A 24,838-nucleotide genomic window follows, 5' to 3' on the forward strand; every position below is an offset into this window, starting at 1 on the left:
AAATTGATGTTGTCGTTTCTCCTATTAAGTACAACAACGTGTACTTAATCACAATTTCTAAATACATCAGTGATGAGGTAAAACAATGAAAATAGAGTTCGTATTCGATATCGTCTATCCAATGAGCTATGTTGCGTTTGAAAAACTTAAACAGCATTGGAATCAGCCTACGGCGAAAAAAATCGAATTATTACCTGTGCAAGTTTTACCAGAAATTCCTGAACAAGGCCTCGATATTTACCAATATTTGACTGAAAAATACGGAACTAAAGAGGCAAATCGTAAACTCGATATGGCAAAATTTGCAGCATATAGTCAAGACTTAACCGTTGATATTGAACATATGAAACGTATGCCCAATAGTCGCTTGGCGCATCAGGCAATTTTAGCTTTGGATAATGTCTTTGATCAGTTTGCTTTAACCCAAGCTTTATTTCACGCTATTTTTGCGCATGGTAAAGACATTGCTAATCCTGAAGTGCTGAAACAAGTCATTGAAGGTATGGGGCTGGAGGGCAATAAAGTACTACGTTCAATTCAGCATAAAGAAGTTGCGGATAAACAGGCTGAAATTACCCATTATGTACAGAGCTTTGGTAAGCACCCAACCCCTTACTATTTAGTTGATGGTGAAATTTGGGATAAAACTTTCGATACACTTGAACTCAAGGAACTCATTACCCAACGAGCAAAAGACGTAGCTTAGTCAATATTCCAATCAAATCATAAAAAGCACTTTTCATCAAAGTAAAAAGTGCTTTTTATTCACTTGAAATCCGGGATATCACAGTTACAACATTAACTCATCCGATGACCGATCCGCTGTAAACGTTTGCTCATCCGGTAAGCAATCAAATAGAAGAATAACCCTAACACTAAGCCAATTGCACCAATTCCCCATAACATCTTTTCGACAATATTAGACCAAAAATTTGCACGATTCACTTGAACTTCAACGCCTTTGGCAAGTGGTGAAACCGCTTGATCAAATACTTGATGTTGAATCGTCCATAACTGTTCTGGCTTAAATCCATATTCTAAGAATTGAGGATCGCCTTGCTCTGCTTTGATGAGCTTTTCTGCATAGACTGTTGCAACCACTTGATCTACAGGTTTGTGCATTAATGCTGTCTGTGCCAATAAATAATTTTGTACAGGCTCTGGCAATTCAGATTTATTGAGATATCGGTAAATATTACTGTGTTGAATATTTTGATCATAACGAACAAAAGCTTTAAGTTCTTTGTCACCCTCATCTTTTAGATCATATTGTACATAGGTCAAACCTGACCATATCACAATAAAAGCGATGAGCCATGCAACAAATTTGAGTATAAATGACTGAAAACGAACCAAGAAAAATCGTAACTTTTTAAGTAATTTAATGACAAAAAATGCCCCAATAAAAGAAACGATCAATTTTAAAATTAACCAACCCAACCATGAAAAAGCGTTCATCAAATAATCAGGTTGATAAATTGCGTCTCTTAATTGCTGATCAACCATATAAGGCAAATGCAATTGATGCACATGTTGAGCCACCCCAAACATGTTAAAGACCCATTCCTGCTGAAAAAATAAAGAAATCAAACTTGCTACACCAACAGCAGACAGTACCACTGCTGCTGCCGTGAGATTCCACTTACGGCGTTGCAACATTTTTAATCCATGTTCTATTTGCTGAATATCTACAGCATGTTGATTTTTTTCAGTCAAGTATTACACCTTTATTCAAGACATCAATGAGCACATTTAAGATTGATTTCAAGATTGCTGCGCAGTATTGTCCAAGACTAACTGCTGTAAGTTCGACTGCAAAGCTTTGATTCGGGTTGAAGCCTCTTCACGCTTTTGCATGCCCTCTTTTTGGATCTGAATCACATCATTCACTGTTTTAATGAGGGTATTTTGAACATGTTCAAGTGTTTCAATATCAATCACTGAACGTTGATTGGCTTTGGCTGTATCTACTGAATTTTGATGGAGCAAATCGGCATTGCGTTTTAACAGCTCATTGGTCGCGTCATCAATCGTATTGGCAAGTTGTACGCTGTTGCGTTGTTCATTTAAAGAAATCGCTAAACTAATTTGGTTTTTCCATGCTGGTAATGTGATGTTTTTAATGGCATAGAATTTATCAACCAACATCATATTATTTGACTGAATGATTCGAATCATTGGCAAAGTTTGCATCGCAGATTGTTGCAAAACTTGCAAATCACTGACTCTTTTTTCTAAATTATTGGCTAAATGATTGAGGTCATAAACACGTTGATTGGTTTTTTGATCTTGTTCTTGTGCAGATAAAGAAGCAATCTCTTGTTGTACCTCTTGTTGCTTAATCCGCCCAGCTGCAATATAAATCCCCAATTGACGATATTCTTCCTGTACACCGTTAAACATACGGTCCAAGGTATCTACACGTGCTTTTAAACCCGTTTGCGAAGTTTCAATTTCTTTAACCAGTGAATCAATTTGTTCTTTGGTGGTATTAAAATGTTGGTCAAAACTTTGTTTTGCGCCTTTAAACTTATTTAAAAGACTGCCAATAAATCCTGAACTTTTTGATTGGTTCAAAATACTCGATGTGTTGAGCTGTTGTGCAACTTGTACCACTTCATTCAACTTTTGCCCAGTCACATCGAGGTCTTTATTTTTAACCAGATTCAATAATTCATCAGTATAAGAGGAGGTCTTGCTTGCAATATTTTTTCCATACTCAGCAACTGCTGCATGGTTAATATTTGCCAAGTCTTTATGGGCATTAACAACCTCATTAAAATCCTCTGTATTTAAACCAATCTCTTTGAGATTCAATTGTTCAAATTTTTGGATTTCTAGTGGAGAATTTGATTCTGTTGTTTTTGCTGTCATAGAATCTGCTTGTGTTGTTAATGGTTGCTGATTCGAATCGCTCATAGATCTACCCTATTTATTTTCTAATGATTTCTTTAAAGATTGAATTAATTTATCACGACTTTTATCAAGTTCTTCAGTCGTCACCAAAGAATTTTGTGCACTGCTCTGTTTTACATGATACTGCCATGCAGGAATTAAGACGTGTTGCGCTTCATTAAAACGATCCAATAATGTTAAGGAAAGTTGTTGCGTTAACTGCATCTGTGCCAATGCAATATCATTACTGGCTTGTAAAGTCTGTAAAGTGTTGATCTTTTTTGACAAACGCTCGGAAAAATTATCCAAAGGATGACGTTGTTGCACAAACACAGGATATTCATCTAAAAATTCCTGTGCTGCACGAATATATTTTGCCATTTGCTCTCTTAGACCATTGGCTTGTTGAAAACGAGATTCTGACTTTTGAATTTCAACTTGCAATCGTTGGCTTAATTGTTTGGCTTCATCAATTGAGCTCTCTAAATCTCTTAAATACTTTACTTGACCAACACTAAACTCTAAATCTAAGCCCAACCATTTTTGTATGGCATTGAATTTTCTTTGGTTCAACTTTTTCTTTGATGCTGATAACTGTTCAATAATTTGCGCAATAATTTGACTTAACTTTTGTGTCAAACTCGGATCAATACTTTTTAACAGTACCGACTGTGCTTGGATTAATTGATCCGCATACAAATTGAGTCGGGTTTGATTATCCAACAATGGAACGAGGTCATTACGTTTAATTGAAAGCAATTCATCAGCATTACAAGAAATCTGTTCAAGTGGAGTCAGTACAGTAAATTGTTTCATATCAGTTCAAAATGAATAATTTTTCAATGATTTAAGGGCAATCATCAGACTCACCCTGTCTAATTAAAACTTATAATACAAATTCAGCTTAAAGCCTAACTAAATAGCAAAAAATATACAGATATAAAAAAAACCAGCTTCGAAAAGCTGGTTTTATAAACCTCAATTGTTATTTCGCTTGTTTATACATCTGATAGCGACGATACCCAACCAATCCAAACAAACCAAATAAACTCACCCATCCAAACGCCCCACCACCACTGACACGTGGACTGCCTGGTGCTGTTCCTGAGTTTTGCAATTTCACTGTCGCTGAATTTGAAATTTTCCCATCAGCATCATACACATAGTAAGTAAAATTATAACTGAATGGATCAAGTGTACTTCTGAGTTGAATATGGACCTTACCGCTATAACAGGTATATTTACCGTCATCGCCAGGACATGGTCCACTACGGTCTGATGTAATCACTAAAGGGTCAATAGTATTTGCAATTCGAATAGGCAGCTCAATCCCTTCTGGATTGACATAGAATTTTGGTTTATTCGGTTTTGCTGTTAAGGCTGCAACATTTCCATCACCGTCATCATTGGCATATTGCAGTAAATCAACATCCAATGGTTTGGTTGAACCATATTCAATATTCAATGTTGCGTCTTTAGCGATTGGTGCAATATTGGTAAAGCTTCCAATGATATATGCAGAAGATTTTATGCTTGGATCTGCAATTAATTGCAACTGATAACTACAGAATTCATTATCACCTGATGGTGTAACATTATCATTGATACGCCATAACATGATTCTCTTCAGATTTGGATTCCATTCACATTTAAAGTTTGGATCTTCTTTACCTACAAATACCTTTTTATCATTCAATGTGCCCACACCAAGCGCTTTTACAGTTACTGTATAGTTATCCGTATTTAAATGTTTTACCAGACGTGTATCTTGACCATTTGCATCTTTTGTTACGATCTCGGCAGGCAGATTCGCAGCAAAAGGATCCACAAATATTGTCCGATATTTCTGCTCAGATTTGGTGTATTTGATTAAGTTACTGTACGTCTCAGACTGTATTTTATAAAAAGGAATATAATCTTTATTGGTCGCTGGATCTTCCAATAACTTATTATAATTATCCAGTACAGTTTGATAAGAGTTCAACATTTCTACGACAGAACTATTGGTTGCGCTAAGATTATTTGCCGTTAAGCGTAAAACTTCAGTTGAGCCAATATCACAAGAGTTGGCAACATCATTTTCACCATTCGAATTTTCGGCAATGACACGAGTTACACCACGCTGATCTTTACCACTACAGCCTGTATAACCGATATCCACCAGATCTTTGTCTGTCCCTAAGTTTTTAGGAAAATACATTGGCATAAAACCAGTAGATTCACTAGGTGGCTCAAGCTCATTTAAAAGTGTTGAGAAGTTAATATTGCTGACATCAAAGGTATTGTCTTTGTCGTCTTTCCTGACTTCTTCTGCAACTTCGCATTGATCATTTCCAGCAGACATTGTCAAAGCATTATAGTTCAATACAACACTTGTTTTTTCAACCTTGCTGACATCACCATCTGCATAACGACAAGACTTGCCAGTATTGTAGGCCAAAATATTATTACTTAATGCTTTTACACCATTAAAACCATATAACAATGTTGACCAAGCTGTGTTTTTGACAATCGTATTGCTGGTTAAAGACAACGTTGCGTAGTTACCTAAACTCACATTACCTTGAGGCGTCTTCTGCGTAAATTGAATAATGCTGCCTTGATTTGAATTTGCTATATTATCAGTAATGGTATTTGCGGTGAGTGTAATAGCAGGTTGTCCACAAAAGCTAAACATACTTAGGCTATTTTCGGATCCATTTCTCAGAAAACTGGCATAGTTAATTCCAATGGTACGTGTCGTAAATCCCAAATTATCTGAGCACGTCATCCCAAGTACACTGCCTTGATCCGCACTATTCCCATCAAAAACGCCATAATTTATATTGAGTGAACTGGTCACATCATTTAAATAAATCGCACCACCTACTTTTGCCTTGGAATTCAGGATAGTGACATTATTTAAAGTCAGTGCTCCACCTGCATAAATTGCCCCACCAACACTGTGATTACTGTCACCTAAACTTGAACCATCCTTTAAAATTAAATCATTGAGCACTAAGCCTGGCTTATTTTCATAGATGGTATTAAAAATACGTGAATTGCCTTGACCAGAAATTGTGGTTTTGATTGGCGTTGCCGCAGGAAATTGATTGGTGAGTACATCAGGGCGACTGTAGTCTCCTGGTTCTTTCCCAACGATAGAGACATCAGAATTTGGTCTTAACTCTTTGTTTAACTTATACTCACCTGCTTCTAACTGAATCACGTTCGGCACTGTTGAATATATTTGCCCAGCACTACAGCCACCATAAGCTTTGTGTATGGCAGCAGCGTGTAATGCTTCTCTCAAAGAACACTTGTCAGGATTTGTCCCATCTTCATCATCAAAAGTCGTGACATAAATCGTTTTATCTTCTGCCGCCATTAATGACATGGTCGACAATATAACAAGTGTCAGAAATCCTTTTTTATAGTTTTTCATCGTCAATCCCTTACTTATTTTTTAAACGTCTATAACCAGCTAATCCAATAAGACCTACGATAGAGAAAAACCCTAAACTTCCGCCAGATGTTTTGACTTTATAATCTTTAAAATCATCAGGTTTTCTTTGTACAACTCGTGCAGGTATCGTGATATAAGGGTTATCTGATTTATTAAAACTTGTTGTGGATGTCACTACACTAATTTTAAATTCATCTGAACCTTGCCAATTCCCATTCGGGGTATAAACCAGATCACCCGCTTGATCAATCACTAAGCTACCCTTAGACGGTGTATTGGTTTGCACTGTTTTAAGACAACCGATTTGCCATGGTTTACCATTGTCATCCACATCTCGATTGAAGATCTGTTTACATTTTTCAGGGCTCACCAACTCCCCATCTTGCAACTGATCAGCAATGGAAAATTTAGCTTTTTCACCATACAAAATGTCTTGTCCAACTAGAGATATATTACTCGTGTCAATCACCAATTCAACTGAACCACGATCACACAATTCAGCATTTATGTCTCTATTCTTGCCACGCTGGTCAGTTGCTGAGCATGACAATATTTTATCTTGTACAGCAGGTCCATGATTAATAATCAACGAGTCTTCTGCTGAATTATAGCTCGGTAAAATTCTTGGTAAAAAATATCCTAAGGCAATCGTAGGAGACTCTGCAAAAGGACATAAAATACCATTGCTACTATAGTCACATTTACCTTCAGTTGTTGCGCCTGCAATCAGTTGAGCATTCCCCATTGCAGTCGATTTAAACCCAGTACAGCCTGATGAGTAGAGGTTATTACTGATTTGCTCAGCTTCTCCACCAGCCACCACAGTACAATCTTGTGCACCATTTTGCGCAATAATACTATTGGCAACATAACCCTTCTTCTGCGGTGCATTCACAATCAAACCCATACTATTTAAAATCATGGTGATGTTATTAACTTGCATCGCATCATAAATTTTAATCACATAGCCTTTATTGTTAAAAATCGTACTGTTTACGACTCCAAACAAAACAGAAGCACCTATCGCTTTTAATGCATCTTCAGAGAATTGATTTTGTGTTTCAAAATTTGAACTGCTACTGTTGCTTGTTTCATTGTCTCGAATCAATGATTGAGAAATAACAAATGATGGCAGTTCAGTATAAATGACGCCTCCCTCTGCTGCCTTATTGCCTTTAATTAAAGTTTTTGACAATACCACAGAACTGAGCGCGGTATTTGCGCTATATATACCCGCATTATAAATTGCGCCACCTTGTCGGGCAGAACCATCTAAAAGCTGACCGTTACTGATACCCAACGATTCTTTGTTATAAATCAAACCACCTTGATCCGCACAAATCGACTGCCCGCATCCTTTTAAAGTGATCTCATCAAAAGCAACACTAAGCATTGCAGGAGGAGTGGTTGCGTTTGGATCAACTGCTTTTTCAATTTGAAATAAACGGTCTTTACCTACCATTTTAATGATGGCATTTCTTCGTCCAACAATAGACTCAGTATCATTAACATTGGTTTGATAATCGGAGCCAAATGCCACATCTTTTAAAATATGAATTTGCTTTGTCAGTGAATATTCTTTATTTGCCTGCAACATGATTTTTGCTGTTGCATCTTTACCACCGCATCCGTTATAGCCAGCTTCAGGCATGCCCTGATTGACGTATTCAACTGCTTCCCTTAATGAACACTGATCGTCTGCTTTTACAATATCATCTGTTGTAGTGACAGTAATATTTGCACTGAATGCATGACCAGTAATACATAATAATCCTAAGCCTATGCCCCGTTTGAGCATTATAGTCTCCTTGATTTCTTTTAATTATTTCTTATTAGCCAGCATAATGCTTTGCTATCAGTCCTTTTTGCGTACTTTGTCACAGCTAATAAAAATTCTCAAGAATTTTTATTTATACGCTGTCGATCACATATCAGATTAAATATAGATCAAAAATCACTATAAAATACAAATAATTATTGTCTATACTCATCAATCAATGCATAGAGTTGTCTTAGTGTCGCATGAGATAATTTAGTTTTCTCACCCTTCAATAATTTTTCTAGTTGATCAACAGATTGCAGTAGTGTACTCGTTTGATGTGGTCCATGTAATAGCAAATATTCCGTTATTTGCGGGTCAAAATGTACACCCCGACGTTCCAGAACAGAATGTAATAATGCATGACGATCTGCATAAGACTGCCCACTCGGTACTTTTACACTTACTGCTTGGGTTAAACGTGATTGTAAATCAGGAAGTTCGAGCTTTAATTCAATCGGCGCAAATCTCGATGAGAATACCAACTGCCCGCCATCTTCATTATTATTATTGATTAAATGGAAAACTGCTTTTTGCCAATGTGGCACACCACTGATCGCCTCAATATCATCTAAGGCAACCAGATCATAACTTTCAAGGGAAGTAATTGCTTCTATGGGAGCGTCCAACAACTCCAGTAAAGATACTTTTATTGCAGACTTACCAATTTCTAAATAAGAATCACAAATTGCAGAGAGTAAATGGCTTTTTCCAGTTCCAGCACCACCATAGATATAGAAACGATTCATCAAGCCCGCATGAAGCTGACGCACAGCATCAATTACAGGTCCCCAACCCGGTCCAGAAAAATCACTAATTCTGGCATCCAGTTGTGGTTCTATATCCAACTGTAATTGACGCATATATTCAAATCATTCCTAAAGTGGATTTTGATCAGTTTTAATCGATTCATCAGTATCTTGCGTGTTTTTTACTTCAATATCAAGATCAACTTGATCGCTTTCAACCGAAATTGTCTCAGAACTTCCAGTATTTTGTATGGTGACCAGTGTACTTTCTGACTTATAGAATTGACTGCGTTGATATAACTCTTTGAGATGTTTCAGTAAAACGACGATCACCGCAGCAACAGGAAGCGCAATCAACATCCCAACAAAGCCGCCTAATTGCGCACCAGCAAGTACCGCAAAAACCACAGCGACTGGTGATAAACCAATTTTATCCCCAAGAAGGAAAGGTTGCAGGATGTATCCTTCGATCAATTGCCCAACACCAAATACCGCTAAAACCATCAATAAATGTTTTACATCAAGACCAAATTGGAAGAAACAGGCAATAATGGCGGCAATAATACCTACACCAAAACCCAAATACGGAATAATGCTGCATAGACCTGCAATCATCCCAATAATCAATCCGACTTCCAATCCAACCAACTGTAAGCCAACGGCATATACGATGCCCAACAAGACCATGACTAAAAATTGACCTTTGACAAAAGCTCCCAAAACACTATGACATTCAGCAACGATGTTAAGAACACTGTTTTCATATTGGCGCGGAATAAATCCCTTCATGCTTTCTAACATGCGGTTCCAATCGAGCAAGAAATAAAATGCGATAATTGGAATTAAAACAATCGTACCGCCAATCGAAATAAAACTTAATCCAGACTGCGCGATTTTTAACGCCATCGATTGAATACTGTCTGCACTATAGTTAGTTTGTACATAGTCCATGACCACTTTAGAAATCTGGTCTGTATCAAGCTCCATGTGCTCTACATTAAAATTATTGGATAACCACGGTAAAAAAGTCGCATTCACCCAATGAATTCCAGCAGGAATACTGTCTCGCGCATAGATTAATTGTTTCCAAACCAAAGGCACCACAAACCAAATTGCCCAAGTCAGCAATACACCTATTCCGATAAATACCACTGAAATAGACAGCCAGCGTGGTAAAAATTTAGTCAGCTTTTCAACTACTGGGCTAAACAGATAAGCGACCAGAAATGCAGCGACAAATGGAATCACGACTGGTTTCAGTAAGTACAAAATCCATAGAACAAAAGCGATTGCAGCAAGAATAAAAATTCGTTTTAAAGTCCGATCATGCATCGAATCACGCCTTTTTCAAATTTAATCATTATTGAGAGTAAAATATTTTAATAAAGATAACATTTTGGCGCATAAATAACATAAGAGTTTCGTATATTCAGGTATAATCCTCGCGCGAATGCGGAGACTTCAATTATGAGCAACTCAACTTCTACCCCAAACACTGGTTTAAGCTATAAAGACGCTGGTGTCGATATTGAAGCGGGCGACGCACTTGTCGATCGAATCAAATCAGTCGCTAAACGCACAACACGCCCTGAAGTAATGGGTGGTTTAGGCGGCTTCGGTGCACTTTGCAAAATTCCTAAAGGTTATGAAGAACCAGTTCTTGTATCAGGTACAGATGGTGTCGGTACAAAACTACGTTTAGCATTAAACTTAAACCGTCATGACACAATTGGTCAAGACTTGGTTGCAATGTGTGTAAACGACCTTTTAGTGTGTGGTGCAGAACCTTTATTCTTCCTTGATTATTATGCAACAGGTCATCTCAATGTCGATGTTGCTGCAAATGTAGTGACTGGTATTGGTCAAGGCTGTGAACTTGCAGGCTGTGCTTTAGTCGGCGGTGAAACTGCTGAAATGCCAGGAATGTATGAAGGCGAAGACTATGATCTTGCAGGTTTTTCTGTAGGTGTTGTTGAAGCAAGCAAAATTATTGATGGCTCTAAAGTTAAAGCAGGTGACGTTTTGATTGGTTTAGCATCTTCTGGTGCGCACTCAAATGGTTACTCTTTGCTTCGTAAAATTCTGGATGTGAAAAACGTTGATTTAACACAAATCATTGATGGTCGCCCACTTGCAGATGTTGCAATGGAACCAACGCGTATTTATGTTAAGCCAGTTCTTGAACTTTGCAAGCAAGTTGATGTACATGCCATGGCTCATATTACCGGTGGTGGCTTACCGGGTAACTTACCACGTGTACTTCCAAACGGTGCTCAGGCTGTAATCAATGAGTCTTCATGGGAATGGCCTGAACTGTTCAAACTTTTACAACGTGAAGGTGGTGTTGAACAATTTGAGATGTACCGCACTTTCAACTGTGGCGTGGGCATGGTGATTGCCGTTGATGCGAATGATGCAGATAAAACCATTGAAGTGTTGACCGCTCAAGGCGAAAAAGCTTGGAAAATTGGTCATATTCAGGAAAATCCAGCTTCTGTTGAAGGCGCTGACGAAAAAATTCGTGTCATTTTTGCCTAAGTTTTCGCATGATTAAAATTGCTGTACTTGTTTCAGGCAGTGGAAGTAATCTACAAGCCTTGATTGATGCCAATCTTTCAGGGCAAATTGTCGGGGTAATTTCCAATAAACCTGAAGCATATGCTTTAGAGCGCGCGACAAAAGCAGGTATTGCGACTCGTGTAATTGAACATAAAAATTATCCTAATCGTGAAACATTTGATGATGTTATGCATCAACAATTAAAAGATTGGGATGTTGATTTGGTCATTCTCGCGGGTTTTATGCGCATTTTGAGTGCCCCATTTGTAAATGCTTGGCAAGGTAAAATGGTGAATATCCACCCTTCTTTATTGCCAAACTACAAAGGCATGCATACCCATGAACGTGTTTTAAAAACTGGGGATGTGTGGCATGGTTGTACTGTGCATTATGTCACCGCTGAATTGGATGCAGGTCAGGCGTTAACACAAGGCATTTTAAAAGTTGATTTGCATGACAATGTACAATCTCTTGCAGCACGTGTACATGTTCTTGAACATTTAATTTATCCTCAAGCCGTTGAGTGGATCTGTAATGGCACTCTTCAACATTTGGATAATGGCCAAGTGTTATATAAAGGGCAAATGCTTGAAAAACCAATTCAGTTCTGTCAGTTTTAAACAACTTGTATGTTGAAATATGCTCCAAAAATGCATCTTAGGATGCATTTTTTATTGCTCAACATCATTCAATTCAAAATTATAAATTTCCAAATCAAATTCAATACGCATGTAATCGTCTGTCTACAGAAAAATCTATATCCCCTTAAAGCAATTATTTTTTCGTATCAATTGCTTGACTAGTCCAACTGTTTCAACTGGATGCTCCAAAGGAAACATATGTCCCCCTGATGTGATTGTAAAAGGAATATTAAATTTCTTTTTCACGATTTGAGGAAATTTACGTTTTAAAAATGGACTCTCTGAACCAATCACTAAATCAACGGGTACTTTGGGTTGTGGATGCGGCAACCACCAATAAGATGGACCACTTCTAAAAATTGCAACTTCCACATCTTTAGGAATGGTTAAAGTGACTCCACCTCGTACATGATCTTCCGTTAAGGCATGATCAATATATGCTTGAAAACAATCTCCATCAAAATGCTGATAAAAACCTTTGGGTCTCAGTAGCTCTGCTGCTTGTTGACGTGATTCCCAATGATCTCGTCGACGTAAGCTCAAATGCGCTGGGGTAATTTGATCGACTTTTTTTGGAAAAAAAGTTTTTGCAAGATTAAAAAATAATGAGGCTTTCCCCATAATTAAAGGGGGATCTAGCAAAATCGCTTGCTCAAATAAATCTGGTCGCTTAAACGAAGCTAAAAATGTCGCAACAGAGCCTAAAGAATGCCCTAGCCCAATGACTTTACGACCATTGGATTGCTGCACAATGCTATCAATCACTTGATCAGCAAAGTTCGACCAATTGTTATCGATCGGATAACGTTGATCAGTTCCCAGTAACGATACATATATGACATCATATTGATCTTTTAACAAATCAAACAGTTTTGTATATACCTTTGAAGGTACACCATTGGCATGGGCAAAGTGAATAACAGGTTTCATCTCAGATAAGCGAGTCATGTGTTCCTTTTACATTCAAAAATCTAGGCAATTGAAAACACTGTATAGGATAACTTGGCTTGCGTTAAACACTTTTTTTAGACTGTTTAGATTATTCTTTTGAATTCAGTTTGAATCTACTGATAATAAATGAAGATAGTAAGACTTTGATTTTTCTGACTTTTCTTTCATTAACTGGTTGTATTGATTATTGAGGGACTATTCAGTATTTGTATATTTTTAACTATTGATCAAACATGGTTGGTTTTTCTCTGATCGCATTAAATTTGTATAAACACGAAAGATTAGCTTTTTATAGTATGGTTTTCATGCTGTAAAGCGTGATCAATTACAGATCACGCTTTACGTATCAAGTGTTTAAAACTATTGCATTTTAACATCTTGGTTGGTAAACAGTTTTTGGTTGATTGCCTCACCGAGACCATGCCCCATTTCTGAACCCATACGTCCGATAATCGAATCAAATGGACTCCGTTCAACTGTGTAATTCACTGTTTTTTTGACTTTTAACTCACGTTTTAAACTTTCAATATTGCCGGCTTTATCGGCGATACCTAGTTTGATTGCTTGCTCACCTGTCCAGAATAAGCCAGAAAAAATTGCAGGGTCTTGCGACTTCAACTTAGTACCACGACCTTGTTTTACAGCATCAATAAAATGATCATGGACATTGTCTAATAATGCTTGAATATGTGCACGTTGTTCAGGGTTAATTGGCTTGGTCATACTCAAAATGTCTTTATTATTACCAGACGTCATCGTACGATCTTCAACGCCTAACTTCTGCGCTAAACCACTGACCCCGTAGTTAGGCATAATGACCCCAATAGAGCCAACCAAACTTGATGGATTTACCCAAATCTCATCAGCAGCAGAAGCAATATAGTAAGCACCTGAAGCCCCCATATCACCAATCACCGCATAGACTTTTTTATCAGGATTCTGCTTTTTAAGATACTGAATTTCCTGCCAAATATCATCAGATTGAACAGGAGAACCACCAGGTGAGTTCACATTCAATACCACAGCTTTTGCTGATTTTGCTTCAAATGCTTTCTTTAACGATTTGATCGTATCAGTACTATTAACACCCTGACTACTTGAGTCAATTGTGCCCACAATATTGACCACGCCTAAATGATTTTCAGAGGTCATTGAAGCATCATCCGCACTGGATAAAGAACAACTTTTTACTAATGCAATCAAAACAAAGAGAATATAAAGAAAAGTCAGAATTTTGAAGAAAATTCCCCAACGTCGACTACGGCGCTGTTCCTCTACGGAGGCAAGAACTGCTTTTTCTAGGATCTTCCACTCTTGCCCTGTAGGTTGCTGACCTACATTCGAGTTTAAATTTGTATTGTCATTTTGAGGTTTAGGTGGCCAATCGGACATTTATACCATCCAAATTAATTATTCATGCTTCATTATATACACGGAATCCGTATAATCTATTTAATCATTACGATTTAACTTATAATATTTCGCTAAATCTTAAAATTAGGGCTTATTGATATAGTGTAGTGGCTTGCAAAAGCCTGCTAAAACCAAGCTTACCCTATTCACCTCAGTAATAAATTCTTGATCCAGATGACTGATAAACATAAAACCATAACCACGCGATTGCTCAACTTCTTTAGCCAGCTCCCTATTCCTGTGGCTCGTTTTATTGCCCGAATTTTAGCTGGATTGGTCAATTTGTTACGCATCACCAAGACATCTGAAACCATTCGTCTCAATGTTGAAATATGCTTTCCGGAATTAGACAAAGCGCAACGCGAAAGAATTACAGAACACGCCATTCGCAATGAATTACAGTCTTATATGGAGTTTTTTACCGTTTGGGGTGGATCAAATCAAAAAAATATTGATCGTATTCATCATATACAAGGTGAGCACTATTTTCATGATGCCATTGCAGCAGGTAAAGGCTTAGTGCTAATCGTGCCACATTTTGGAACTTGGGAAGTTATGAATGCTTGGTTTGCACAATACACTCAAATGACCATCATGTATGAACCGATCAAAGATGTCAGTGCCGATGATTTTGTACGTGCTGCACGAAGTCGTGAAAATGCCACCCTTGTACCCACGGATGAATCAGGTGTACGTCAAATTTTTAGAGCCTTGAAACAAGGTGGAACAACCGTAATTCTGCCTGATCATACTCCTCATCAGGGAGGTGAACTGATTGAGTACTTTGGTATTCCTCTTTCTTCAAGCAATTTAAGTGCTAAATTGATTCAAAAAACTAAAGCCAAAGCACTGTTCTTATATGCCATCAGAAATGACAATCAAGGTTTTGACATGGTCATTCAACCTATTGATGAAGAAATCTATCAAGTCGATGCCAACCAAGGCACACGAATGATTTATCAATTATTGGAACAGCTTATTTGCCGATATCCCGAACATTATCATTGGAGTTATAAACGCTTTAAGGCCCATCCACTGCTTAAACAGATTTATAATGTTCCGAGTAAAGAAGCAATGGAAATGGCAAAGCTCATCCGCAATGGCTCAACTTTCAGCCCTGCCCAGCCATTTTAGTCTGTCACGAAAACTGTTTATTTTCATTTCTCCATGGCGATCAAGATCAATTTGAATAGTGCCCTGTTGACTGGTAGATTTTAGTGGAATATTCAAATGAGCCAGACGTTTTAATACGATCGGATGTGGGTGCCCATAACGATTGTTGTATCCTGACGATACGATAGCAAGTTTAGGCTGTAGTTGTTTTAAAAAGGCATAAGAGGAACTGTTCTGACTACCATGATGTCCCAATACAAGCACATCTACGTTCAACTCAGGATATTGTTGTAATAAATTAAATTCAGTTTCCCAACCTGCATCACCCATCAACAAAAAGTTTTTAAAGGATTTTGATTGTGGTACTTGAATATAGACCACACAGGACTGTTCATTTTTATTATATGCCACCTGACTGAGTTTATTCTGGGCAGGCGATAATATCGAAATACGAATCTCACCATATTGCCAGACTTGTCCTTGCTGACAATATTCAAATGAGTACGGTTTAAAACCTTCATGCTGTTCATTGGAAAAAACTTTATCAATCTTGATCTGCTTTGCAATCTGTGTAAATGCCCCACTATGATCTTGATCTAGATGGGTTAAAATCACTTGATCAAGCTGGCTAACCCCTTGTCGCATCAGATAAGGTAACATCACCTGTTGCCCGATGCTCAATTGAGTTTCATCCCATGAACCGCCAGTATCAATCAGCATGTTATGTTGGGGTAATCTGATAAGCACGGCCTGTCCCTGTCCAACATCTAGAACATTCAACTGAAAAATTGAAGCGCTTTGTTGAGGTAAAAATAACGGGCTTAAGCATAACAAAGCCCAAAATTTAGGAACTGTTCCTTGAGGAAGAAATACAATAAATATGGCAAATGCGATACATAAAATCTCGAGTTGGCTCAATGCCCACCAGCTCAACTCTCCCCCTAAAGATTGATCGAATAGTTCTAATACTGTGACCAAAATCGAAAGAAGCAGATCAGAAAACTGAAATATCCATAATCCAAAAGACTCAGAAAAAAAACTCAAAGAGGCTGCGATTATTTCAACAGGTACAATCAACGCCATCATTGGAATTGCAATCAAATTACTCAGGGGTGCAAGCCAAGAGAATTGTTGAAAGACCCATAAAACCAATGGCATAAGTGCAATAAAAATTTTCCATTGAGATTCGATCAAGAGATAAATAAAACGTTTGCTTTGTGTTTTCCATGTATCAATCAATTGTTGATCTTGTTGCTGAATCGTTTGATAAATTCGAATCAAAATAAAACATGTTCCAAAAGACAAGGCAAATGCTGCTGAAAGAATGCTAAAAGGATCGAACAATAATAAAATGCTGGCAGCCAACAATAGATGTTTAAGCGGTTGAATTTTTTGTTTTAACAAAATGATTGAACTTAAAATGATGATCGTCAGCATGGTTCGAAGTGCTGGAATTTCAAAACCGACAAAAGCGGTATAAAACACCACACAGATTAAAAATGGGTAAACCAGTAAATACGGTCGTGGCACTTTTAAAAAGATAGCAGGGAAAAGTTGCTTGATGACCACATTGAATAAAAAGCAAAAAAGTGTCGCAAAAATCAATACATGAGGACCCGAGATTGCCAATAGATGGGAAATTCCCATTTTTTTAAATAAATCTTGGGTCGCACTGGGTAATAAACTTTCATCACCTGTTAATAGTGCTAGTAATAATCCTTTATGCTGTAAAGATGAATGAGCAATTAAGTTCCTAAAATCGAATCTTAATTTTTCTATTTTCAATTGTGCTTGTTTCCACCATATGTGTTGATGGTCAACAAATGCAGCATACCCCATCTGTTTAACCTCATCAGGATCAATGAGATCAATTGACTTGGGTTGCAATATACCCAAAATATTTTCTTGAATACTCCATTTTTCTTTATCGAATGTGCCGTCTACCGCATAGCCGTGGATGGGCTTAATTTGTCCAGTCACCCGATAGTACTGCCCTAGTTGTAAAAGATCTGCTTGGGATGGATTGGCATATAGTATGAGTTGTGTGGTCTGTTTAGGTGCTAAAAGCTGAACTTTTTGTTGAATCGTAGCAGTATTTGAAAATTTTTCGCTAGACATCGACGATTTCTGTCTAACTTTATTGATATGAGCAATATAGATAATTTGATCAATTTGATGGTGTGGTGTATATCTTAACGTCAGTCGCTGCGACAATGCACTATCTGCATAATGCCAGCCAAGTAAACCACTGACTAAAGTGATTAAAGCTGTTTGAAGAAGCTTAAAATATATAGAGGCAATGATTTTATAGTTAAAATAATGACTTACAATCAGCAGAAGATTTGCTCCGATACCTAAACAAAGTAACAGATTAATATGTTGCGGCAACGGATATCCCATCAATGAAACACCCAATATCCATCCGATCAAGAGGCAATATAGAGACATATAATTGTTCGATTTTATTGTTTTCAGTATGTTGGTGTTGATTAAGCTCAATTTTTGAACTTAATCATGGATTATCAATATACACTTAAGATTCAATCATGAAAATGACTAAAAGCTTTATTCACCTACCCAGATACCATCTTGCATATGCAAAATACGATCTGCAGATTTTGCCAATTGCTCATCATGGGTCACGATTAACATTGCCATATTGAATTCCTCACGTAAATCACGCAGTAACTCAAAAATAGATTTTGCTGTTTTTCGATCAAGATTACCTGTTGGCTCGTCCGCAAGCATCAACTTCGGCTGGGTCACCAAGGCACGCGCCAAAGCCACACGTTGACGTTCACCACCGGATAGCTCCCCAGGTTGATGCGTTAATCGGTGTGATAGCCCAACTCTTTCAAGCAAATACTCAGCGCGAGCTTTGACCTGTTTAAACTCGGCATCCTTTCTTAACATCAACGGCATCGCAACATTTTCAAGCGCAGTAAATTCTGGCAATAAATGATGAAATTGATAAACAAAACCTAAGTTTTCGTTGCGCAGAAAACCACGCTCGGCTTCACCTAAGTTGTCAAAACGTTTGCCATTGAGGTTGACCATGCCCTGAGTTGGACGATCTAAGCCCCCTAAAATATGCAATAAGGTACTTTTACCAGAACCACTTGAACCAACGATAGAAACAAATTCACCTTGATGGACCTGTAGGGACAAGTCTTTAATCACCTCTACATGTGATTTCCCATCTGTAAACGATCTATAAATATTTTCCGCTTCGAGTACCACGGGTTGTACTGCACTATTCATAACGAAGCGCCTCCGCAGGTTGAATTTTGGCAGCACGCAATGCTGGATAAATAGTGGCAATAAAGCTTAGACCCAGTGATAGCGTCACAATAATCACAACATCTTGCCATCTTAAATATGATGGTAAATAGTTAATGAAGTAAGCATCAAAAAGATGTAAGCCAAATGCTGTATTAAGCCAACCGATAAAATTACTAATACCTAAAGCTGAGATTACCCCTAAAATTGCTCCAGTAACTGTACCAACAACACCAATCACTGTTCCCTGAACCATAAAAATTCGAGTAATAGTTGCTGGTGAAGCCCCCAGTGTTCTAAGAATCGCAATATCAGATTTCTTATCAGTCACCACCATCACCAATGAGGAAACGATATTGAATGCAGCCACCAAGACAATCAGAAAGAGCAATAAACTGACCATTGCCTTTTCCATTTGAATTGCACTAAACAAATTCCCATGTGTATACGTCCAGTCAGAAGCATAAAAACCACTTGGCAAATCACGCACAATTTCATTGGCAACTTGAGGTGCTTGGAAAATATCATCAAGCTTCATTCGAATCCCTTGCGCACCATCTGGAAGACGTAGCAAAGTCGAAGCATCATTTAATGCGATGTAACCCAAGCTAGAATCAACCTCTGCACCAATACTAAAAATTCCTACAATTTTAAAACGCTTAAAACGCGGAACAACGCCTGCTGGAGAGGGTGTTGCTTCAGGTAAAACCAAGGTGACATTGTCATTGAGACTTAAACCAAGTGCATCTGTCATTTGTTTACCTAAAACAATGCCATATTCACCTTTTTTCAGTTGATCTATGCTGCCTTCCACCATATGATTTTGAATAATTGAAACCTTTTTCTCATACTGAGGTTCAATCCCAGTCACCATGATGCCTGCAACTTGCCCTTGGGCAGTGAGCATGCCTTGTAATTGGGTAAATGGCGCAACACCAGTCACGTGTTGATGTTTTTCAATTTTTTTCGCAAGAACTGGCCAGTCTGTTAAAATTTGTGTTGAAGAAACAGTAGCTTGAGGTATCATACCTAAGACACGGTTCTTAAGCTCTCGGTCAAAACCATTCATAACAGATAAAACTGTAATCAGTACAGCAACCCCTAGGGTTAGACCGATCATGGAAACCAGAGCGATAAAAGAAATAAAGTGATTACTACGCCGCGCGCGAGTGTATCTCAACCCTATATACAGCGAGATTGGTTTAAACATACCATCTAGTCCGAGGTGTTTTATGGAAGCGTTACAGCAGCAAAATGAAATGATTGAACGTCGTGTTATGTCTCGAATTGATGCTGCATTGAGAATCAACTATCAAATCATTTCTGAAGAAGTTGCGCTGAACGATCCATATGATCCTAATTTTGTATTACCGCGCTATTTTCTACTACTTGCAGAATTAGATCAATTTGATCATGCACTTCACTACGAATTAGAACAATTAAATGAAAAAGATCAACAAATTGCTCGAATCTTATCCTTATTCAACCAAAAGTTAAACCTTATTACAGGGTCTCTTTACGATTCTATTGTACAAACCATGTTACCAACGCCACAAAACGTGAATTTTTCAGAAAGTGGCTTTAGTTTTATTAGTCAGCAATATCTTAAACAGGGCAGTTATATTCATGTGACCTTAAGTCACCCTGAAAATTTCTTTCATATTGCTGCCACAGCACAAATTGCATATTCGGAAACCGTTGAAAATGAACAGTATCGTGTAGGTGCTTATTTCATTACCTTACATCCGCAAGATAAAGTCAAACTTGCTGAATGTATTCAACAAAATACGATTTCATCCAGTGATTAATCTTTAAAATCGAGATTTGAATATGGATACCTCATTATTTGCGTTTTCACTCATTGCTTTGGGTATGGCACTCACGCCAGGTCCAAATATGATTTATCTTATTTCAAGATCATTGTGTCAGGGTCGTACAGCAGGTTTGGTTTCCTTGGCAGGTACTGCCCTTGGTTTTGTGTTCTATATGTTTTGTGCAGCGTTTGGAATTACTGCGCTATTGATGACAATTCCACTTGCTTATGATGTATTGAAAATAGCAGGCGCACTTTATCTGATTTATTTGGGTTGGAAAGCCATTAGCTCACCGCAATCGCCGTTTGAAGTACACAGTGTACAGTCTTACTCCAATTCAAAACTGTTTTTAATGGGTTTTCTAACCAATATACTGAATCCTAAAATTGCCATGATGTATTTGGCTTTACTTCCTCAATTTATCCAACCGCATGAAGATGCTGTACTTGTACAGACCTTGAAATTAGGTTTTGTACAGATTACTGTAAGCTTACTCACCAATGCCTTTTTTATTTTCTCAGCCAGTTCATTTACACAATTTCTAAATCGCCATGTACTTTGGTTAAAAGCACAGAAATGGTTTATGGGAACTGTGTTTTTTGGCTTAGCCACACAAATCATCCTGAGTTCAAAAAAGTAAAACTGTTAAATAGTCACAAGATACTAGAGTCAAGCTATTGAAAACTTATAAGGTAGAATATAATTTTTCTTGATCAAATAAATACAATGTGATGAAGCTATTGCTTAATGATATAAAGCTTTCATTGACACACTTTATACCTAAAGTTTAAATAGATTTGCATAAGTAATACCTCACTTTGTACAAGCACTGTTTTATTTAAGCGCACTCTTACGCTACAAACAAATTAGTGTTTTGTTTTGTCTCATACACTTACGCTCAAGATGGCGACATCCATGTCAACTCAAGATACAAAGACCACCTATGATTCAAAACTGCAAAAATAAATGAATCACTTAAGTTAAAACACTTATTTGGCTAACTTATTAATTCGCTTGGCATAACTCGAATGTGCAGAATGGTCAAGTTTAGTCAGTATTCCATCATCACCTAAAACACGGCGTGCCCCTCTTTGTAACCATTGGGGCAATAAACCATAAGCGCCATGCACAGTTTGTAAATAATCAGGAACTGCGATGAATAAACGTGGCTTAATTAAAGCACTTACGACAGCATTGGCAACTTGCTGTGGGCTCACGGCTGGGATCGTTTTTGCCGCATTTTCAGTTCCCAAGGTCAGTTCAGTCAGCACCTTACTGGGAAGAATTGCAGTAAATTGAATATTTGAATCACGAAACTCGCCTGCAACTGCTTCAGTCAAACCAATCACCGCAAATTTGGTTCCAGAATAAACAGCTGAACCCGGTAAGGCAAAACGCCCTGCAAGTGACGCAATATTAACAATATGTCCTTGTTGTTGTTTGATCAGTTCAGGGAGGGCCAATTGCATTCCAATGACTACACCACGAAAATTAATATCAATTTGCGCATCTGCCAATGCTGGATCTTCATCAATAAATGCCCCCATTGGCATAATGCCCGCATTATTCACCAATGAATATAAACTGCCATAATGATCAATTGTGTCTTGAATAAATTGCGAAAAAGATGCTCGATCTCTTACATCAACTTGAAAAGCTTTAGCACCAATACGTTTTGCCTCTTTTTCAGCAAGTGCCAAATCAAGATCACCGATGCTGACTTTTGCACCCAGTGCGATCAAAGCTTCTGCAGTAGCCAAACCTATACCACGTGCTGCACCTGTAATCGCAATCACTTTGCCTTTTAATTGTTGTTTTTTAAACATAGATTTGTCCTTTATCTTATCAGCAATTTAAGTTGCTTATTTTAGTGAATTAGCACTCTATATCTTGATCTTGTAAAAAATCATGATGCTGATTTTGTCTCTGGTTTATAATCAACACGATATTCTCGGAGATTAAAACGTTTCATTTTTTCACGCAGTTTAAATGTGGTCCATGGCCAGACTGTACTGTTTCGACCATTTCGATCAATGAAATAGCTCTGACATCCACCTTTATTCCAGACTGTGGTTTGCAATGCAGCTTGAACTTCCTCATTGAACATTTTGGTCTTTTCTGGATGAGGCTCGATGGTTTGAATCCCCAAACGGATCGCCTGCTTTAAAGCATCTATGATATAACCCAATTGCGCTTCAATAATGATAAAAGCAGAAGAACTCACCGCGATATTCGGTCCAAACATTAAAAAACCATTCGGGCAGTTTTCTACCATTGTTCCCATATAACCTTCCGGACTACCTTGCCAAACATCCGACATCCGTTGTCCAAAACGGTTATATACCCGTTTGGCAATCGGTGGTTCAGCAATTTCAAAGCCTGTTCCAAGAATGATTATATCTGCTTCACAACTTTCACCATTTGAAGCAATTAAAGTATTGCCTTTAATTTCAGTTAAACCACTGGCAATAACCTCTACATTGTCTTGTGCCAATGCTGGATACCAATTGTTGGATTGTAAAATACGCTTACAGCCAATGATAAAATCAGGAGTGAGCTTTTGGCGTAATTGCGGATTTTTAATATGATAGTTCAAATGCCATCGTGCTAGTTTTTGAAATTGCTTCATGGCTGCTGGACTTTGAATTCCACCATTAATGGTTTCAAAAATTCCATACACAGATCCACGCATGAGTTGTTGCGTCATCGGCAATAACTTAAACATGGCACGTACTGGAGCCAGTAAAGGCATATCAGATTTTGGCAATACCCATTGTGCAGTTCGTTGAAACACCGTTAATTGTTGCACCATCGGCTGTATTTGCGGTACAAACTGTAGTGCAGATGCCCCTGTTCCAATTACAGCAACTTGTTTTCCTGTTAAATCAATATCGTGACGCCACTGTGAAGAATGGAAAATCTCGCCTTTAAAATGTTCAATCCCTTTGACATTTGGTAATACAGGTTCATGCATAGGACCACAAGCAAGAATAGCAAATTGTGATCTCAATTCACCTTGATTGGTTTGGATGATCCAACAATCTTCTGCATCAGACCATTGTGCTTCAAGTGCCTCACGATTTAAATGCACATGTGGCATCACGTTGTATTTATCAACAACATCAAACAAATACTGTTTAATTTCCTTTTGTTGGGCAAAAACTCGAGACCAAGCTGGATTTTGTTCAAAAGAATAAGAATACAATGCCGAAGGAACATCACAAGCACAGCCCGGATAAGTGTTTTCTCGCCATACACCGCCCATTTCAGCCGCTTTTTCCAACAAAATAAAATCTTCAATGCCCGCTTCTTTCAATTTGATCGCTGCGCCCAGACCTGCAAAACCACCACCGACGATAATCACTCGATAAAAGTTTTGATCCTTTACATTATTTTTCTTTTGTTCCATATTAAAAATCGCTTAGAATGTGATCGACTGGAATAAAATGTCAAAAACGGAATGACTTGTCAATTTCTATTGTTTAACAATATTAAAGATTATTTGGTATTTTTTGCCTATGCGTGAACAATTCAGTTTAAGCCGTGCTGAACGGCAACGATTACAGTTACAAGCAGAAATTTTAGAAGCAGCTTTTTTAGAATTTTCTGAACGCGGCTATCACCAAACAGCCATTTCAGATATTGCTAAACGTCTGGGTATTGGACATGGGACCTTTTATCGTCATTTTGAAAATAAACGCGATATTCTCCAACATGTCATTTCAGACACAATGCAAAAAATTATGGCGCTGTTGACTGGTGAGAATGCGCCTCAAGCTGTAAAAAATATTGAGGAATATCGGGAACAATGTCAGCGTATTTCTGAACGTTTAAGGGCTTTTGCTCAAGGAAACCCACTCACCTTAAAACTAGTATTGCTCGAAGCAACATCGATTGATGCTGAAATGACACAGTTTATTCAAAATTTAATGCACATGGCTGGCATGCTTACAGCTGATTATCTTGAACATGGTGTGGAACAGGGCTTTTTTAGAGAAAATTTAGATTGTGAAAATACAGGACATAACATCATCGGTATGATCATGAATGGTGCCTTACGCTTTTTAGCCAATCCTGATGACTTAATTGGTTTAGAAAATTATGGAAATTCAATTATTGATTTAATTATCGGAGGCGTTGCTAAGGCTTCCTGAATAGCA

The 24,838-nt window shown here is 37.8% G+C and carries 21 protein-coding genes; 7 read left to right on the forward strand and 14 right to left on the reverse strand.

Annotation, left to right across the window (positions count from 1 at the left end; all coding sequences use genetic code 11):
• Positions 1–85 precede the first annotated feature (85 nt).
• On the forward strand, positions 86–706 hold the full coding sequence (locus F938_RS05015) for a DsbA family oxidoreductase (RefSeq protein WP_005029955.1): 621 nt from the start codon (positions 86–88) through the stop codon (positions 704–706).
• Between the two features lie 92 nt (positions 707–798).
• Here F938_RS05015 and F938_RS05020 read toward each other — a convergent pair whose 3' ends face one another.
• The 7 genes from F938_RS05020 to cxpE all read right to left on the reverse strand — a co-directional run bounded on the left by F938_RS05020 (position 799) and on the right by cxpE (position 10,240).
• Positions 799–1,716, reverse strand: coding sequence for a hypothetical protein (locus F938_RS05020; RefSeq protein WP_004831449.1), 918 nt, complete (start codon positions 1,714–1,716; stop codon positions 799–801).
• 48 nt (positions 1,717–1,764) lie between these two features.
• Positions 1,765–2,874 (reverse strand): toxic anion resistance protein, encoded by a 1,110-nt coding sequence (locus tag F938_RS05025; RefSeq protein WP_085944247.1) that lies wholly within the window; start codon positions 2,872–2,874, stop codon positions 1,765–1,767.
• Between the two features lie 54 nt (positions 2,875–2,928).
• Positions 2,929–3,711 carry a hypothetical protein gene (locus tag F938_RS05030; RefSeq protein ID WP_004831452.1) on the reverse strand — a complete coding sequence of 261 codons (783 nt, stop codon included), beginning with the start codon at positions 3,709–3,711 and terminating at the stop codon, positions 2,929–2,931.
• Between the two features lie 169 nt (positions 3,712–3,880).
• Positions 3,881–6,319: a CSLREA domain-containing protein gene (locus tag F938_RS05035; protein ID WP_005029958.1), complete on the reverse strand. Its 2,439-nt coding sequence runs from the start codon at positions 6,317–6,319 to the stop codon at positions 3,881–3,883.
• A 10-nt stretch (positions 6,320–6,329) separates the two neighbouring features.
• Positions 6,330–8,138, reverse strand: a complete 1,809-nt coding sequence (rbtA, locus tag F938_RS05040; protein ID WP_005029960.1) for a rhombotarget A — start codon at positions 8,136–8,138, stop codon at positions 6,330–6,332.
• Between the two features lie 176 nt (positions 8,139–8,314).
• Positions 8,315–9,022: a DnaA regulatory inactivator Hda gene (hda, locus tag F938_RS05045; RefSeq protein WP_004831456.1), complete on the reverse strand. Its 708-nt coding sequence runs from the start codon at positions 9,020–9,022 to the stop codon at positions 8,315–8,317.
• 15 nt (positions 9,023–9,037) lie between these two features.
• On the reverse strand, positions 9,038–10,240 hold the full coding sequence (gene cxpE / locus F938_RS05050) for a chloramphenicol efflux transporter CxpE (protein ID WP_004831457.1): 1,203 nt from the start codon (positions 10,238–10,240) through the stop codon (positions 9,038–9,040).
• Between the two features lie 135 nt (positions 10,241–10,375).
• Here cxpE and purM point away from each other — a divergent pair, with 135 nt between their 5' ends.
• Together purM and purN are read left to right on the forward strand one after the other, a co-directional pair.
• Positions 10,376–11,446 carry a phosphoribosylformylglycinamidine cyclo-ligase gene (gene purM, locus F938_RS05055; protein WP_004831458.1) on the forward strand — a complete coding sequence of 357 codons (1,071 nt, stop codon included), beginning with the start codon at positions 10,376–10,378 and terminating at the stop codon, positions 11,444–11,446.
• 8 nt (positions 11,447–11,454) lie between these two features.
• Positions 11,455–12,087 (forward strand): phosphoribosylglycinamide formyltransferase, encoded by a 633-nt coding sequence (gene purN / locus F938_RS05060; protein WP_005029963.1) that lies wholly within the window; start codon positions 11,455–11,457, stop codon positions 12,085–12,087.
• A 135-nt stretch (positions 12,088–12,222) separates the two neighbouring features.
• Here purN and F938_RS05065 read toward each other — a convergent pair whose 3' ends face one another.
• Positions 12,223–13,038: an alpha/beta hydrolase gene (locus F938_RS05065; RefSeq protein WP_026040298.1), complete on the reverse strand. Its 816-nt coding sequence runs from the start codon at positions 13,036–13,038 to the stop codon at positions 12,223–12,225.
• A 381-nt stretch (positions 13,039–13,419) separates the two neighbouring features.
• Entirely contained in the window at positions 13,420–14,451 is a 1,032-nt protein-coding gene (gene sppA / locus F938_RS05070; protein ID WP_005029966.1) for a signal peptide peptidase SppA, read from the reverse strand.
• A gap of 195 nt (positions 14,452–14,646) precedes the next feature.
• Between sppA and F938_RS05075 the strand changes: the two genes are divergently transcribed.
• On the forward strand, positions 14,647–15,606 hold the full coding sequence (locus F938_RS05075) for a lysophospholipid acyltransferase family protein (RefSeq protein ID WP_005029968.1): 960 nt from the start codon (positions 14,647–14,649) through the stop codon (positions 15,604–15,606).
• On the opposite strand, the gene F938_RS05080 is transcribed toward F938_RS05075, so the two are convergent.
• From F938_RS05080 to F938_RS05090, 3 genes are all read right to left on the reverse strand, one after another.
• A complete protein-coding gene (locus F938_RS05080; RefSeq protein WP_005029971.1) occupies positions 15,577–18,033 on the reverse strand; it encodes a DNA internalization-related competence protein ComEC/Rec2 in 2,457 nt (818 codons plus the stop codon). The genes F938_RS05075 and F938_RS05080 overlap by 30 nt on opposite strands.
• 117 nt (positions 18,034–18,150) lie before the next feature.
• A complete protein-coding gene (gene lolD, locus F938_RS05085; protein ID WP_005029973.1) occupies positions 18,151–18,846 on the reverse strand; it encodes a lipoprotein-releasing ABC transporter ATP-binding protein LolD in 696 nt (231 codons plus the stop codon).
• Entirely contained in the window at positions 18,839–20,074 is a 1,236-nt protein-coding gene (locus F938_RS05090; RefSeq protein ID WP_004831465.1) for a lipoprotein-releasing ABC transporter permease subunit, read from the reverse strand. Before F938_RS05090 ends, lolD begins: the two co-directional genes overlap by 8 nt.
• Before the next feature lie 22 nt (positions 20,075–20,096).
• On the opposite strand from F938_RS05090, the gene F938_RS05095 reads away from it, so the two are divergent.
• Positions 20,097–20,672, forward strand: coding sequence for a PilZ domain-containing protein (locus F938_RS05095; RefSeq protein ID WP_005029975.1), 576 nt, complete (start codon positions 20,097–20,099; stop codon positions 20,670–20,672).
• Positions 20,673–20,694: 22 nt separating this feature from the next.
• Positions 20,695–21,318 (forward strand): LysE family translocator, encoded by a 624-nt coding sequence (locus F938_RS05100; protein WP_005029977.1) that lies wholly within the window; start codon positions 20,695–20,697, stop codon positions 21,316–21,318.
• 349 nt (positions 21,319–21,667) lie between these two features.
• On the opposite strand, the gene F938_RS05105 is transcribed toward F938_RS05100, so the two are convergent.
• Positions 21,668–22,504 carry an SDR family oxidoreductase gene (locus tag F938_RS05105; protein ID WP_005029979.1) on the reverse strand — a complete coding sequence of 279 codons (837 nt, stop codon included), beginning with the start codon at positions 22,502–22,504 and terminating at the stop codon, positions 21,668–21,670.
• 80 nt (positions 22,505–22,584) lie between these two features.
• The gene (locus F938_RS05110) at positions 22,585–24,087 is read right to left on the reverse strand and encodes a flavin-containing monooxygenase (RefSeq protein WP_005029981.1); all 1,503 of its coding nucleotides are present in this window, start codon (positions 24,085–24,087) and stop codon (positions 22,585–22,587) included.
• Positions 24,088–24,196: 109 nt separating this feature from the next.
• On the opposite strand from F938_RS05110, the gene F938_RS05115 reads away from it, so the two are divergent.
• On the forward strand, positions 24,197–24,832 hold the full coding sequence (locus F938_RS05115; protein ID WP_005029984.1) for a TetR/AcrR family transcriptional regulator: 636 nt from the start codon (positions 24,197–24,199) through the stop codon (positions 24,830–24,832).
• The last annotated feature ends 6 nt before the right edge of the window (positions 24,833–24,838 follow it).

The sequence above is a fragment of the Acinetobacter bereziniae LMG 1003 = CIP 70.12 genome (assembly GCF_000368925.1).
Lineage (GTDB): Bacteria > Pseudomonadota > Gammaproteobacteria > Pseudomonadales > Moraxellaceae > Acinetobacter > Acinetobacter bereziniae.

Coding starts and splice junctions, on each gene's coding strand:
- F938_RS05015 (WP_005029955.1), top strand. CDS start 86: ATGAAAATAGAGTTCGTATTCGATATCGTCTATCCAATGAGCTATGTT.
- F938_RS05025 (WP_085944247.1), bottom strand. CDS start 2,874: ATGACAGCAAAAACAACAGAATCAAATTCTCCACTAGAAATCCAAAAA.
- F938_RS05030 (WP_004831452.1), bottom strand. CDS start 3,711: ATGAAACAATTTACTGTACTGACTCCACTTGAACAGATTTCTTGTAAT.
- F938_RS05035 (WP_005029958.1), bottom strand. CDS start 6,319: ATGAAAAACTATAAAAAAGGATTTCTGACACTTGTTATATTGTCGACC.
- rbtA (WP_005029960.1), bottom strand. CDS start 8,138: ATGCTCAAACGGGGCATAGGCTTAGGATTATTATGTATTACTGGTCAT.
- hda (WP_004831456.1), bottom strand. CDS start 9,022: ATGCGTCAATTACAGTTGGATATAGAACCACAACTGGATGCCAGAATT.
- cxpE (WP_004831457.1), bottom strand. CDS start 10,240: ATGCATGATCGGACTTTAAAACGAATTTTTATTCTTGCTGCAATCGCT.
- purM (WP_004831458.1), top strand. CDS start 10,376: ATGAGCAACTCAACTTCTACCCCAAACACTGGTTTAAGCTATAAAGAC.
- purN (WP_005029963.1), top strand. CDS start 11,455: ATGATTAAAATTGCTGTACTTGTTTCAGGCAGTGGAAGTAATCTACAA.
- F938_RS05065 (WP_026040298.1), bottom strand. CDS start 13,038: ATGAAACCTGTTATTCACTTTGCCCATGCCAATGGTGTACCTTCAAAG.
- sppA (WP_005029966.1), bottom strand. CDS start 14,451: ATGTCCGATTGGCCACCTAAACCTCAAAATGACAATACAAATTTAAAC.
- F938_RS05075 (WP_005029968.1), top strand. CDS start 14,647: ATGACTGATAAACATAAAACCATAACCACGCGATTGCTCAACTTCTTT.
- F938_RS05080 (WP_005029971.1), bottom strand. CDS start 18,033: ATGTCTCTATATTGCCTCTTGATCGGATGGATATTGGGTGTTTCATTG.
- lolD (WP_005029973.1), bottom strand. CDS start 18,846: ATGAATAGTGCAGTACAACCCGTGGTACTCGAAGCGGAAAATATTTAT.
- F938_RS05090 (WP_004831465.1), bottom strand. CDS start 20,074: ATGTTTAAACCAATCTCGCTGTATATAGGGTTGAGATACACTCGCGCG.
- F938_RS05095 (WP_005029975.1), top strand. CDS start 20,097: ATGGAAGCGTTACAGCAGCAAAATGAAATGATTGAACGTCGTGTTATG.
- F938_RS05100 (WP_005029977.1), top strand. CDS start 20,695: ATGGATACCTCATTATTTGCGTTTTCACTCATTGCTTTGGGTATGGCA.
- F938_RS05105 (WP_005029979.1), bottom strand. CDS start 22,504: ATGTTTAAAAAACAACAATTAAAAGGCAAAGTGATTGCGATTACAGGT.
- F938_RS05110 (WP_005029981.1), bottom strand. CDS start 24,087: ATGGAACAAAAGAAAAATAATGTAAAGGATCAAAACTTTTATCGAGTG.
- F938_RS05115 (WP_005029984.1), top strand. CDS start 24,197: ATGCGTGAACAATTCAGTTTAAGCCGTGCTGAACGGCAACGATTACAG.